Below are 12,061 nucleotides of genomic sequence, written 5' to 3'. Positions count from 1 at the left end.
GCCATCCAAAACGATCCGTTATCGCGACATTCTGATTTCGGACCCGGAGCCGCTCAGCGTCCCGGAAAGTGCTGCTTCCGCGCCTGACAAACGGCCGACCACGGTTCCTCGCGAGAAGAGGATGACCTGGTTCTCGCGGAAGCTCCATCCATTCACGCCGCGCACGGCCTCATCCTTGCATCCCTGCGTCGAGGCTTTGTAGAGATCCAGGGAAGGCACGCTGGTGAGCTGCACCTTGCAGGAGGATGCGCCGATGCTGGCGTTCCAGGTTCCGGCATACGAGGTGGCACGCTGGGGCGCGGCGAAAATTCCTGGAGGACTCGATTGAGGCTCTGGGTAGATCGGGGCCGCCGCAAGCGATTGCTGGCTCGGTGCAGCTGGAGGCGCCGGCTCGGGGGGCGCCACGAGAGCCGTGTCCTGCGAAGGGGGGAGGGGCCCCATATCCGCTTCGAAGCGGAAGTCGCGCCGCCCTGTGGGCCGCGTGACGGGGATCTCGACACTCTCGATGGGAAGAACGGCAGGTTGGGTGATCACAAAGGGCGCGGGTCCGGGAAGCTGCCGCCCCCAGGGTGCCGCGTATTCCGGGTAGGCCCTGCGGGCATATCCCTGCGCCCAAGGCCCCTGGCTGTAGGAGGGATCGGTCGAGCTGCAGGCCGAGATCGCGGCCGTTAGCGTCAGCAGGCTCACCGCATTGAAGCATTTGTGCAGCATCGGAGTGCGTTCTCTGATGCTCAATGGCGCATTGTGCCGGCAGGGCAATAGGGCGACTTGAACCGGGCCGGAAGCGGTCTCAATCGGGCGGACGAGAGAATCCTTCCAAAGAAGGAAGGATTGAAATCCGCCTTGCGGAGAGCGGTCTCGAGGAGAACTTCGCTGATTTTGACGCCGATGTAATAGTTGCCGAAAATGAGCTGGAAGAAGACCGTGACGGAATCGTGATTGAACTCCATGTCGAGCACGATGCAGGACGCTTCCTCGCGACCGGAGCTGACATGGGCGACATGGCCGTACGACAATGTCCTGCCCTTGAAATAGAGCTCCGCCGATGCATTCACCATCTCGTCCATGTTTCCATGCAGCTGATTGTCGGCATAGAAGCGGATGATCTCAGGATCCGTGAGGCAGAAATCGGCGATCACATCCTTGAGGTTGCAGGCCAGGACCTCCTCGAACGCTTGAATATCCCAATGCTCTCTCAACGGAACAGCGGCTTCGACGGCGCGAAGGCTTCTCATTTAGACCTCGTGAGGATGTAGAACAGGAGCTGAGCGACTGCTTTATAAAAGTCGGGAGGAATCATTCGGTCGACTTCGACATGATCGTACATGGATCTTGCGAGAGGCTTGTCTTCGATCACGGGGACGCCGTTCTTTTCGGCGATCTCGCGAATTTTGAGAGCGATGAGGTCCTTGCCCTTGGCGACGACGATCGGGGCGCTGGCTTCGCTGCGCTCGTAGCGCATGGCGATGGCAAAATGGGTCGGGTTGGCGATCACGAAGGTCGCCTTCGGGACGGCGGCCAGCATGCGCTTGCGGCTTCGATCCTGGGCCAGTGAGCGCATCCGCGCCTTGACCATGGGATCTCCCTCCATCTGCTTGTACTCTTCTTTGACCTCCTGCTTCGTCATCTTCAGGTCGCTGCGCCACTTGAAGCGCGCCCAGAGCAGATCTGCCGCCACAAGGACGATCGTCGCGATGGCGATGGCGGAGACAAGCCGCATGGCCATGGTCAGCATCAGCTCCGGAAGGAGGGAAGGATCGGTGAACATGGCATTCAGAACCTTGTATTGCTCCGACTTGAGAAGCAGGATGCTGACGAGCGTCATCGTTGCGAACTTGAACAGCGACTTCGCAAATTCCACTAACCCCTGGCGGCCGAAGATCCGTTTCCAGCCGCTCACGGGTGAAATTCTGTTCCATTGCGGCCTGATCCGCTCGGCGACGAGGGACGGCACATTCTGCAGGATCGACGCCGCAAGGCTGCAAGCCGCCAGAATGATGACCGTCGGAATCAGGAACTGGCCGGATTCGAGAGCGACGGCGTGGAACAGCGCGATGGCGTCCGAGCCGGAATCGAGCCGGAAGTCCTGCGGCCGGTTGACGAAGAGCGACAGCTTCTCCGTCAGGGTCTTGGTGGTGCCCCTTGCGGCGAAAGCCAGGACGATCAGGATTCCCACGATGGAAGCAAACATGGGGGCTTCCCTCGAGAAGGGAATATTCCCCTTCTCGACGGCGTCCCTGACCTTCTTGTCGGAAGGTGCTTCTGTCTTACTGTCCTGGTCGTCCGTGTCAGACATGATCCGAGGTTCGGCTGCTAGAGCATCGAGGCCACGAGCGGACTCCGCTCCCGGGGCAGAATGCGATACTCAATCCCTACAGAGGCGCATCGTTCAGGCGATCCTTCGGACCCGCACGATGCGCTAGAAGTAAGCTTCATCCTCGTTCTCTGAGTTGATGACGATCTCTCCCCGACCGGCCATCTCCAGCGCGAGATCCGTAATGGTCCGTCTGGCCTCCGCGATGTCGCGATGGGCCGACGGCTCCTTGCTGTTGAGCTCGTGCTCGATCATGCGGCGGACGCGCGAGGAAAGCGCCGACAGGACCACCTTGCGGAACTCGTCGTTGGTGCCCTTCAGGGCCAGCACGACGCGATCCGGCGGGACCTGATCGAACAGGGTCGTGCGATCCTTCGGCGTCAGCTTCACGATATCGTCGAAGGTGAAGAGCAGGCCCCTGAGAATCTCGGCCGATTTCGGACGGACGGACGAGAGGTTCGTCAGGACATCCTCCATGTGATCCCGTTCCATCTTGTTGATGATGTCGGCGATCTTCGCGTGCGTGTCCGAACCCGCATTCTTCGAGAAGTTCGCCATGAAGTCGTCGTGCAGCGTCTTCTCGATGTTCTTCATCGTCTCGTCGACGATGGGCTTCATGCTCAACATGCGGCGCATGAGGTTGTTCCGCAGGGGCTGCGGCAGCTGTGTCATCACCTTCGCGGCGCAGGATGGCTTGACCTTCGACAGGATGAGGGCCGCCGTCTGCGGGTGCTCCTTCATGAGATAGGAGGCGATGGCGCCTTCGCTGACGGTCGAAATGCGTTCCCAGATGCTCCGGTTCGCGTTGCCGACGACCTCGCTCATGATGCTGGAGATCTGTTCCGGGCTTAAGATCCCGGTCAGCAGCTTCTCGATATGGGCCGCGCCGCCGATCAGGTCCGCACCATCGGAGAAGTTCGAGGCGAACTCCTCGACCAGCTGCTCGATCTGCGTCGGGGAAACGGGCCCGAGCTGCGCGGCGGATTTCGTGACGAGACGAATTTCCTCTTCGCTGAAGTGCTTGAGGATTTTGCTCGCCGCAGGTTTCCCCATGGCGAAAAGGAGCGTTGCGACGCGTTCGGGTCCCTTGAGAACCTTCGTGCCATTCGCCTTCATGGGAACGTGAGCGACCATGCCGAGGAGCCGAGTTAGCCGTTAAGATCGTTGGTGGGCGGACCGACGATTTCGGTCAGTGAGATGCCGAATCGGGAGTTGTCGTCTTCGACGACGACGACCTCGCCCCGGGCGATGATGCGTCCGTTCACCACCACGTCGACCGGCTCGCCGACCCGGTGGTCGAGCGGAACGATCGCGCCGCGTCCGAGCTTCATCAGGTTGGCGACGGGCATGGTGGCGGAACCGAGGACGACTTGGATCGTCACGGGGATGCGCAGGATCGAGTCGAGGTTCTTCCCGCCCCCCAGCTTGTCGTCATGCATGCCGGTGCCCTCGAAGGCGTTTTCCTGCTGCCATACGGCTTTGTCTTGCTTGGGTTCGAATGGATTCGTCATGGGAGCGGACCTTATGAGTGGATGGTGCCGGGGCGCGGCTGCGATTGTTGGCGAGCCTCTCGGATGAGGGTCTCGAGCCGCTCGGAAACGGCCTGCGCTTCTTCGATACGCTGGCTGAGAAGGACGAGTGTCTCCTTGCCCTCCGTGCCGAAGTTCGTCACTGCGTTCTGGGCGGCCAGAAGGGCAGTTCCGGTCTTGTCGAAGATCTGCTGATACTCGGCATGATACCGGTCAAGCTTTTTGAGCTTCCGGTACATCACCGCGACCATGACGCTGGTCGTCACGAGCGCAAGGAAGAGGATGGCGTTAGCGAGGGAGGACGTCATCGAGAAACTCTTTTTCCTGATCGATGAGTTCATCGACTTTGAGAACATAGGAACCTTCCGACTGGCCGATATGGCACCAGAAGAGGCCCTGCTGATTGCTTTCGAGCTTGACGCGGCTGCGCGGCGTCGCCTGCAGCTCGATCACGTCGCCAATCTTCAGGTCGGCGATCTCGCCGAGCGAAAGGAAGCGCTCTTCGAGAACGGCCTTGAGCGTCACCTCGGTCTTCTTCACCTCGGTGGCGATCTGCTTCATCCAGCGTGGGTCGCGGCCCGATGATTCGCCGGTGACTACCTGCGAGAGGGCTTTCCGCATCGGGTTGAGGACCGATTGCGGAATGATGACGAACATTTCGCCGCCGCGATTGAGCGCCTGGAGAAGGAATTTCGCCGCGACGGCTTGGTTGTTCCGCCGTCCGATGACGGCGAAATCCATGCGGGTCTCGATGCGTTCGAGCTTGAACTTCGTGTCGACCACAAGCGAGAAGGAGGCCTGCAGGGCTTTAGCGACCTGCTCGAAGAGGGTCTGTGCCATCTTGAGCTCGATGTTCGAGAAGCCGCGCGCTTCCTCGACCGGCGGCTCCGAGCCGTCGGATCCGAAGAGAACCTCCACCATCGTGTAGATGAAGTCGCGGTCGAACCCGATCAGGATATGGCTGTCCCATTCCGGAGCGTGGAAAATGCCCGCAACCGCATTGGCCTCGTACATCTCCAGGATTTCGGTGATGCGTCCGCTTTCGAGCCCGCTGAGCGAGTAGTACATGGGCGAGGCGGCCATGTGGCGCAGATGCTCGGCACAGCTCGTCGACATGCGGTCGAAGATCACGTGGAGCATCGGCAGGCGGTCGAGGGAAAGGCCCGCCGCGTCAAGCAGCATGTCGCGGATATCGTTGGCGCTTTGTGAGCCGCTCATCATCACGCGGCCTCTTTCAGGTCTTCGCTGCGGCCGCCCGTGGTCGTAGCGGCTTCAACTTCATCGATGGTCGGGCGGTAATCCACGGAGATGCCCTTGCGGCCATGCTCCACGGCAATCTGGGGCAGCGCGCCGTTCATATAGGCGATGAGTGCCTGCTTGACGATGACATAGACGCGGGTCTGCTTCTCCCGGGTGGCCTTCACCTTGTTCGCGAGCGGCGACAGGAACGCATAGGAGATGAAGATGCCGCCGAAGGTTCCGACGAGGGCCGAGGCAATCAGGCCGCCCAGGATGGTGGGCGACTGATCGATGGCACCGAGAGCCTTCACGATGCCCAGGACGGCCGCCACGATGCCGAGGGCGGGGAGGGCTTCGGACACGGTGTTGATGGAGTAATAGGGTTTTGTCCGGTCGCGCTTGAGGGTCGCGATCTCTTCCTCCATGAGGGCTTCGATCTCATGGGGACGAGCGTTGCCGATGATGATCAGGCGCGCATAGTCGCAGATGAAGAGGGTGAGGTCCTTGTCCTTCAGAACGCTCGGGAAGGCTTTGAAGATCTCCGATTCCTCCGGCTGGTCGATATGACCTTCCACCTCGTTGCGGGGCTTGTTCTTCAGCTCCCGCATGAGCGCGTAGAGAAGGCCCAGGATCGAGAGGTAATGGTCCCTCTTCGGAACGGTGCCGGAAATCGCCTCGCGGGCGGCCCGACCGGTGTCCTTCACCAGCGGCATCGGGTTCGCGATGATGAACGTGCCGATCGCGATGCCGCAGATGATCACGTATTCCCAAGGCTGCCATATCACGGCCAGATGACCGCCCATGGCGACATAGCCGCTCACGAGCGAGCCAATGGCGACTGCCAATCCGATCAAAACGCCCAACGTTGTGGTCCCTTTTGCGAAAGTCCAACCTGCTGAGGATGTCTTAATCACGGAGGCTTGCGCGAAGCTGGAAACGGAGGGGCAAGCCTCGTGCAAGGCTGTTCGGCTACCCCCAGGGCTAGGTTCATGCGGCGGATGGAAGCCGCGCCATCAGGGTCGGCCAGCGCCGCCCTCATGAGAGAAAAGGCCGGAGTTCCTCAATGCAATCCTCGCTCTATGTCGCATTGTCCGCCCAGGTGGCCATGGAAAAGCGCCTCAACACGATTGCGAACAACGTTGCCAATATGAACACGGGCGGCTTCAGGGCCGACGAGGTGAAGTTCGAGGAAATTCTTTCGCTCGCGGCCAAGGAGAACGTGTCCTTCGCGTCTTCCGGACATAACTACGTGTCCCGGCGGACCGGCCCTGTCGTGAAGACCGACAACCCGCTCGATGTCGCCATTCAGGGCGAAGCCTGGTTCGCGTTCGACGGTCCCGGCGGGGCCGTCTATACTCGCGACGGCCGCTTCAAGATGAATGAGAACGGCGATCTCCTGACCGTCGAGGGCTACCGGGTCCTGGACGCCGGCGGCTCCCCCATCGCCCTGGATCCGATGGGAGGCGCCCCGACCATCGGCCATGACGGAACGATCACGCAGGGCACTAACCAGGTCGGAGCGATCGGTCTCTTCAACCTGCGCAACGACAGCCGGCTCAGTCGTTTCGGAAACTCCGGCGTCAGGTCCAGCATTCCGGGCGAAGTCGTCCAGGACTTCAACTCCACCGGGATCAAGCAGGGTTTCAGCGAAGGATCGAATGTCAATCCCGTCCTGGAGATGACGAAGATGATTGCGGTCCAACGGAATTTCGATAGCGCCGCGACGACCATCCAGGAGAGCGAATCGACCTTCATGGATGCCATCCGGACTCTCGGTCCCAGCACCTGACGGCCGTGATGAACGCGCTCCAAAGACTTGAAGAGTTTGTTCTGGCCGAAGCCGTCGGGCGACGAAAGGTACGGATCAGCGGTACCATCCGCGAGGTGAATCCCAGCTATTATCGCGTTGCGGGATTGTCGCAATTCGTGAAGCTTGGGGATCGCGTCGGTTTTGCCGCCGATGGAGGGACGCAGACCGGAGAGGTCGTCCGCATCGACGATTGCGGCGTCACCGTAAAGCCCTTCAGCGGGCGCATCGAAGCCGGGATCGGAACGCCCGTGTTCATCGTGAGCGACACGGGCCTGCGGCCGGATCAGACCTGGCGAGGCCGGGTCATTAACGCGCTCGGCGAGCCGCTGGATGATCTCGGACCTCTCATCCCGGGCCACGACCCGGTCAGGAACGATGCCGAGCCGCCGTCCGCCCTGACGCGGGCAAGGGTCACCACGCCCCTGAGAACGGGCGTCAAGGCCATCGACCTGTTCACGCCTCTCTGCCAAGGGCAGCGCATCGGCATCTTTGCGGGCTCGGGCGTCGGAAAGTCCACTCTCCTGACCATGTTGGCCAAATGCGAGGGCTTCGACACGATCGTCGTTGCCCTGGTGGGAGAGCGCGGCCGCGAGGTGCGGGAGTTCCTGGAAGGCCCCATCCAGGCGAATCTGCATAAATCCGTCATGGTGGTGTCGACCGGTGACGAGAGCCCGATGATGCGGCGCCAGGCGCCGCGCACGGCGGTGTCCATCGCGGAGTACTTCCGCGATTGCGGGGATTCGGTCCTGCTCATCGTGGATTCCGTCACGCGCTATGCTCATGCGGCGCGCGACGTGGCCCTGGCGGCCGGAGAGCCTGCCGTGGCCCGCGGCTACACGCCCAGCGTCTTCAGCGACCTGCCTCGCCTTCTGGAAAGGGCGGGGCCCGGAGCAGAGGGGAAGGGTTCCATCACGGGCATCTTCTCCGTTCTCATCGATGGCGACGATCATAACGATCCCGTTGCCGACAACATTCGCGGAACGCTCGACGGCCACATCGTTCTGGATCGCGCGATCGCGGATCAGGGGCGATATCCGGCCATCAACGTGCTGGGTTCGATCTCGCGTCTGGCCGATCATGTCTGGTCGCCGGACCAGAAGGAGCTGGTGCGCCGCCTTCGGGGAATGATCGCGCGCTTCGAGGATACGCGCGATCTCAGGCTGATGGGCGGCTATCATCCGGGCAACGATCAGGAGCTCGATCAGGCCGTGGTTCTCGTCCCGAAGATCTACGAGGCGCTTCGACAGGATCCGTCCATGCCTGCCAGCCGCGACGCCTTCATGGATCTGGCCCAATCCCTCAAGCAATAGAGTCGTTCACGTCTCGCATCATCATCCCTGGAATGGAACACAGCTTCGCACAAGCGTCATGGTGTTAGGTCCAGTTTGAAACCGTAGGAGCTTCAGATGAGTCTTTATGGCGTTCTTCGTAGTGGCGTTTCCGGCATGAACGCTCAGTCGAACAAGTTGGGTACCGTCGCTGAGAACATCCAGAACTCGAGCACCACTGGATATAAGCGCGCCTCGACAGAGTTCTCGTCTCTGATCCTGCCGTCGAGCGAAGGGAACTACAATTCCGGCTCCGTCACGAGCCGCGTCCGCTACACGATCGCCGATCAGGGGCCGATCGCCTACACGACGTCTCCGTCGGACCTTGCGATCTCCGGCAACGGATTTTTCGTGGTGACGGATCCGGGCGGATCTCCCTACCTGACCCGCGCGGGCAATTTCGTCAAGGACGGTCGGACGGGCAACCTCGTCAATGCCTACGGCTTTACCCTCATGGGATACAAGCTGGGGTCAGGGGCGGTGAACCCCTCCCTGAACAGCCTCGACGGCGTCGAGCCGGTCAACATGTCGTCGTTCGCCATGCAGGCCAGCGGGTCTACGAAAGGAACCTTCAAGGGCAACCTGCCGGATGGGGCCCCGGTCGTCGCACTGCCCGCCGTCAGCAAGCAATCTTCGCTTCAGGTCTATGACAAGGTCGGCAATCCGATCAAAATCGATATCGCATTGTCGAAGATCAGCGATACGCAATGGAGCATCAGCGTTGCCAACGGCTCCAGTGCCGATCCGCTGACCGGAACGACGTCGATGACCCTGACCTTCGATGCCGACGGCCAATTGACCGGCCCGTCCGTGCTGAACTTCGGCATTCCCGGCGGCGAGCCTTTCGCTCTTGACATGGCGGGCATGACGCAGCTCGCTGGCGAATACAACGTCACCGGCGAGGCCAACGGCAATGCGCCGTCGGCGGTAAAGGACGTCGAGTTCGCATCCGACGGAACGGTCTATGCCGTCTACGAGGACGGGACGCGCGTCGGAGCCTATCGGATCCCGCTCGCCAATGTTTCGAGCCCGGACAATCTGAGCCCCCGCGCCGGCAACGTCTACGAGACGACGGCTCAATCCGGCGGCTACCAGGTCGGCTTCCCGGAGATGTCCGGCTTCGGGTCCATCGCGTCAGGGGCATTGGAAGGATCGAACGTCGATATCGGCACCGAGCTGACGGCGATGATCGAGGCCCAGACCAGCTATACGGCGAACTCGAAGGTCTTCCAGACCGGATCCGAGCTGCTCGATGTTCTGATGAACCTGAAGCGGTAACGCTCTCCTGTCTGCTCAAGGGCCCGTGATCCATGTCTCTGTCAGTAGCCTATAATACGGCGCGTTCCTCGTTGCAGGCGTCGCAATCGCAAATGGCGGTCGTGTCGCGCAATACATCCGGCGCGACCGACCCGAGCTATTCACGCAAGATCGGTGTCCTCACCACCACGGGCGGGTACGCCCGCGTCACCGTCCTGCGGGCCAGCGATCAGGCGCTCCTGACGAAGATGCTGGAAACCACCTCCGCTTCAGCGACCCAGAAGGCGCTGCTCGATGGGTTGCAGAAGCTCAGCCAGACGATCGGCGACACGGAACTCGACGAATCCGCCGCCGCCCGGGTTGGGGCCCTGAACAGCGCCTTGCAGCAATATGCCAACGCGCCGGACAATACGACGCTGGCACGCGCCTTCGTCAAGGCCGCCACGGACTTGGCCGATACCTTGAACCGGGCCACGGCCACGATCCAGTCCGTCCGCCTGGAAGCGGACAAAGGCATGGCCGGCTCGGTCAACCGCATCAATGATCTTCTCGCGAAGTTCGAGAAGGCCAACCAGCAGGTCATGAGCGGCACTGCCCTCGGAGCCGATGTCAGCGATGCCATGGACACGCGCGACAGCCTCATCGCGCAGCTGTCCGAGGAGATCGGGATCACGGTCGTGCCGCGAGCGGGCAACGACATCGCGCTGTACACGGACAGCGGCGTACCGTTGTTCGAGCGGACGGCCCGGCCCGTGACCTTCAGCCCCACCACGGTCTTCGGCCCCGCCACCACGGGAGGAGATGTCTTCATCGACGGGATCCGCGTGACGGGACCCGGAGCCCTCATGCCCTTGAACTCCGGCAATCTCGTCGGGCTGGCACAGGTGCGCGACGATGTCGCCGTCACCTACCAGAAGCAGCTCGACGAGCTCGCCCGGGGATTGATTCAGGCCTTCGCCGAGAGCGATCAGAGCGGGGCGGGGCAACCCGACATGCCGGGGATCTTCACCTTCGCAGGCGCCGCGGGCATCCCCACTATGCCGGCCTCTACCGGGCTGGCCGGGCTGATCCGCGTCAGCGATGCCGTCGACCCGGCGAAGGGCGGCACCTTCGAGGCGATCCGCGATGGCGGGATCAACGGTACCGACTACGTCTACAATCCGAGCGGCAACGCCAACGCGGCCTTCTCCGGGCGGCTCTACGCCCTGACGAGCGGCATGGTCGCGGAACGCCCCTTCGACCCCGCATTCGGATTCGGGCCTACCGCGTCCCTGCAGGGATTCGCATCCCTGACCGGGAGCTGGCTCGAAACCACGCGCCAGAGCGCCAGCCAGAACGTCGACTATCAGACGACGCTTCTCAGCCATGCGTCGGAAGCGCTGTCGAACGCAACCGACGTCAACATGGACGATGAGACGGCATTGATGCTGCAGTTGGAGAAATCCTATGCGGCATCGGCAAAACTGCTGTCGGTCATCGACCAGATGCTCAAGACCCTTCTCAGCGTTGTAGGCTAAGCCATGAGAACGACTTTCGTCTCGACTATCTCGCTTTGGAACTCATCCAAGTCGACTCTCGATAAGCTGCAGAGCGGCCTCACGAAAGCCAATACGGAGCTGACGACGGGGCGGCACGCGGATGTCGGGCTCGCTCTCGGGCACAAGGTCGGGGAGTCTCTCTCCCTGCGCCAGCAGCGGGCGGAAATCGACACGCTGACCGACAGCAACGGCTTGGCCATCCAGCGCCTCAAGACAACGACGGCAGCCCTCGACAGCATCCGCGAGAACGCGACCAAGTTCAGGGATGCCCTGGTGGGACTGCCCTCCAACCCTCCGGTCGAAACCGTCAAGGGGCAGGCGGCGGCCTATATGAGCAGTCTGGTCGGGGACCTCAACGTCTCGATCGGAGGGCGATACGTCTTCGGCGGCATCAACACGACCACGGCGCCCGCCAACGGCTATGCGAACGGTGTTCCGTCCTCGCTCAAGGACTTGGTCGCGAGCGCATTCGCCGCGCCTGTGGCGTCCGGCGGCTTCGGATTCCCGCAGAGCGATCCGCTCGCTTCCGGGATCTCCCCTGCGGACATGGAGGCCTTCCTGGACGGTCCCTTCCGCCAAATCTTCGAAGGACCGGATTGGAGCGCCTTCTCGAACGCGTCCGATCAGAACATCCAGAGCCTGATCTCGCCCACGGAAAAGGTCGAGACGTCGACGAACGCGAATACGACGCCCATTCGCCAGATCGCGATGGCCTACACGATGATCTTCGATCTCGGCATCGAGACGCTCAGCCCCGCGACGCGGGACATGGTGATCATGAAGGCCGCCCGGGTCCTTTCGACGGCCGTCAGCGGCGTCACCGACGTGCAGGCAAGCATCGGAACGGCGCAGGCCAAGGCCGACAGCGCCAACGTGAGAATGGATCTGCAGAAAGCGATTTTCGAGGAGCGCATCGGCAAGCTGGAGGCCGTCGATCCTGCCGAGGCGAAAGTCCGGGTGGATCAGCTCATGACCCAGATCCAGACGTCGTATTCGCTCACGGCCCAGCTCAAGCAACTGAGCCTGATCAACTATCTCTAGTCCCG

General features: G+C 61.8%; 13 protein-coding genes. 5 read left to right on the top strand and 8 right to left on the bottom strand.

The window, feature by feature from the left end:
- Positions 1–18 precede the first annotated feature (18 nt).
- The 8 genes from H0S73_RS01095 to motA form a co-directional block, all read right to left on the bottom strand.
- Complete coding sequence (locus tag H0S73_RS01095) at positions 19–711, bottom strand: AprI/Inh family metalloprotease inhibitor (protein ID WP_181050417.1); 693 nt, start codon at positions 709–711, stop codon at positions 19–21.
- A 20-nt stretch (positions 712–731) separates the two neighbouring features.
- Positions 732–1,235: a hypothetical protein gene (locus tag H0S73_RS01090; protein ID WP_181050416.1), complete on the bottom strand. Its 504-nt coding sequence runs from the start codon at positions 1,233–1,235 to the stop codon at positions 732–734.
- Complete coding sequence (gene flhB / locus H0S73_RS01085; RefSeq protein ID WP_181050415.1) at positions 1,232–2,296, bottom strand: flagellar biosynthesis protein FlhB; 1,065 nt, start codon at positions 2,294–2,296, stop codon at positions 1,232–1,234. Before flhB ends, H0S73_RS01090 begins: the two co-directional genes overlap by 4 nt.
- A 123-nt stretch (positions 2,297–2,419) precedes the next feature.
- Complete coding sequence (locus H0S73_RS01080; protein WP_246388690.1) at positions 2,420–3,448, bottom strand: flagellar motor switch protein FliG; 1,029 nt, start codon at positions 3,446–3,448, stop codon at positions 2,420–2,422.
- 14 nt (positions 3,449–3,462) lie between these two features.
- Positions 3,463–3,753: a flagellar motor switch protein FliN gene (gene fliN / locus H0S73_RS01075; RefSeq protein ID WP_181054199.1), complete on the bottom strand. Its 291-nt coding sequence runs from the start codon at positions 3,751–3,753 to the stop codon at positions 3,463–3,465.
- Between the two features lie 83 nt (positions 3,754–3,836).
- The gene (locus H0S73_RS01070) at positions 3,837–4,151 is read right to left on the bottom strand and encodes a hypothetical protein (protein ID WP_181050414.1); all 315 of its coding nucleotides are present in this window, start codon (positions 4,149–4,151) and stop codon (positions 3,837–3,839) included.
- A complete protein-coding gene (locus H0S73_RS01065) occupies positions 4,132–5,064 on the bottom strand; it encodes a flagellar motor switch protein FliM (RefSeq protein ID WP_181050413.1) in 933 nt (310 codons plus the stop codon). The genes H0S73_RS01070 and H0S73_RS01065 overlap by 20 nt, the downstream gene beginning before the upstream one ends.
- Entirely contained in the window at positions 5,064–5,945 is an 882-nt protein-coding gene (gene motA / locus H0S73_RS01060; RefSeq protein ID WP_181050412.1) for a flagellar motor stator protein MotA, read from the bottom strand. Before motA ends, H0S73_RS01065 begins: the two co-directional genes overlap by 1 nt.
- Positions 5,946–6,145: 200 nt before the next feature.
- Between motA and flgF the strand changes: the two genes are divergently transcribed.
- The 5 genes from flgF (at position 6,146) to H0S73_RS01035 (ending at position 12,056) form a co-directional block, all read left to right on the top strand.
- Positions 6,146–6,871: a flagellar basal-body rod protein FlgF gene (gene flgF / locus H0S73_RS01055; protein WP_181050411.1), complete on the top strand. Its 726-nt coding sequence runs from the start codon at positions 6,146–6,148 to the stop codon at positions 6,869–6,871.
- Positions 6,872–6,879: 8 nt separating this feature from the next.
- Positions 6,880–8,202: a flagellar protein export ATPase FliI gene (fliI, locus tag H0S73_RS01050; protein ID WP_181050410.1), complete on the top strand. Its 1,323-nt coding sequence runs from the start codon at positions 6,880–6,882 to the stop codon at positions 8,200–8,202.
- 96 nt (positions 8,203–8,298) lie between these two features.
- Positions 8,299–9,498: a flagellar hook protein FlgE gene (locus tag H0S73_RS01045; protein WP_181050409.1), complete on the top strand. Its 1,200-nt coding sequence runs from the start codon at positions 8,299–8,301 to the stop codon at positions 9,496–9,498.
- A gap of 32 nt (positions 9,499–9,530) precedes the next feature.
- A complete protein-coding gene (gene flgK, locus H0S73_RS01040; RefSeq protein WP_181050408.1) occupies positions 9,531–10,994 on the top strand; it encodes a flagellar hook-associated protein FlgK in 1,464 nt (487 codons plus the stop codon).
- A gap of 3 nt (positions 10,995–10,997) precedes the next feature.
- Complete coding sequence (locus tag H0S73_RS01035; RefSeq protein ID WP_181050407.1) at positions 10,998–12,056, top strand: flagellar hook-associated family protein; 1,059 nt, start codon at positions 10,998–11,000, stop codon at positions 12,054–12,056.
- The last annotated feature ends 5 nt before the right edge of the window (positions 12,057–12,061 follow it).

It is taken from the genome of Microvirga mediterraneensis (genome assembly GCF_013520865.1).
GTDB classification, from domain to species: Bacteria; Pseudomonadota; Alphaproteobacteria; order Rhizobiales; family Beijerinckiaceae; genus Microvirga; species Microvirga mediterraneensis.
The sequence above is the reverse complement of the archived record's forward strand: the minus strand, read 5'-3'. Positions and strand labels throughout refer to the sequence as shown.

Bases quoted from the DNA above. Each gene is read 5' to 3' on its own strand.
- H0S73_RS01095 (WP_181050417.1), bottom strand. From the start codon at position 711: ATGCTGCACAAATGCTTCAATGCGGTGAGCCTGCTGACGCTAACGGCC.
- fliN (WP_181054199.1), bottom strand. From the start codon at position 3,753: ATGCATGACGACAAGCTGGGGGGCGGGAAGAACCTCGACTCGATCCTG.
- H0S73_RS01090 (WP_181050416.1), bottom strand. From the start codon at position 1,235: ATGAGAAGCCTTCGCGCCGTCGAAGCCGCTGTTCCGTTGAGAGAGCAT.
- H0S73_RS01070 (WP_181050414.1), bottom strand. From the start codon at position 4,151: ATGACGTCCTCCCTCGCTAACGCCATCCTCTTCCTTGCGCTCGTGACG.
- H0S73_RS01045 (WP_181050409.1), top strand. From the start codon at position 8,299: ATGAGTCTTTATGGCGTTCTTCGTAGTGGCGTTTCCGGCATGAACGCT.
- flhB (WP_181050415.1), bottom strand. From the start codon at position 2,296: ATGTCTGACACGGACGACCAGGACAGTAAGACAGAAGCACCTTCCGAC.
- H0S73_RS01080 (WP_246388690.1), bottom strand. From the start codon at position 3,448: ATGGTCGCTCACGTTCCCATGAAGGCGAATGGCACGAAGGTTCTCAAG.
- flgK (WP_181050408.1), top strand. From the start codon at position 9,531: ATGTCTCTGTCAGTAGCCTATAATACGGCGCGTTCCTCGTTGCAGGCG.
- fliI (WP_181050410.1), top strand. From the start codon at position 6,880: ATGAACGCGCTCCAAAGACTTGAAGAGTTTGTTCTGGCCGAAGCCGTC.
- H0S73_RS01065 (WP_181050413.1), bottom strand. From the start codon at position 5,064: ATGATGAGCGGCTCACAAAGCGCCAACGATATCCGCGACATGCTGCTT.
- H0S73_RS01035 (WP_181050407.1), top strand. From the start codon at position 10,998: ATGAGAACGACTTTCGTCTCGACTATCTCGCTTTGGAACTCATCCAAG.
- flgF (WP_181050411.1), top strand. From the start codon at position 6,146: ATGCAATCCTCGCTCTATGTCGCATTGTCCGCCCAGGTGGCCATGGAA.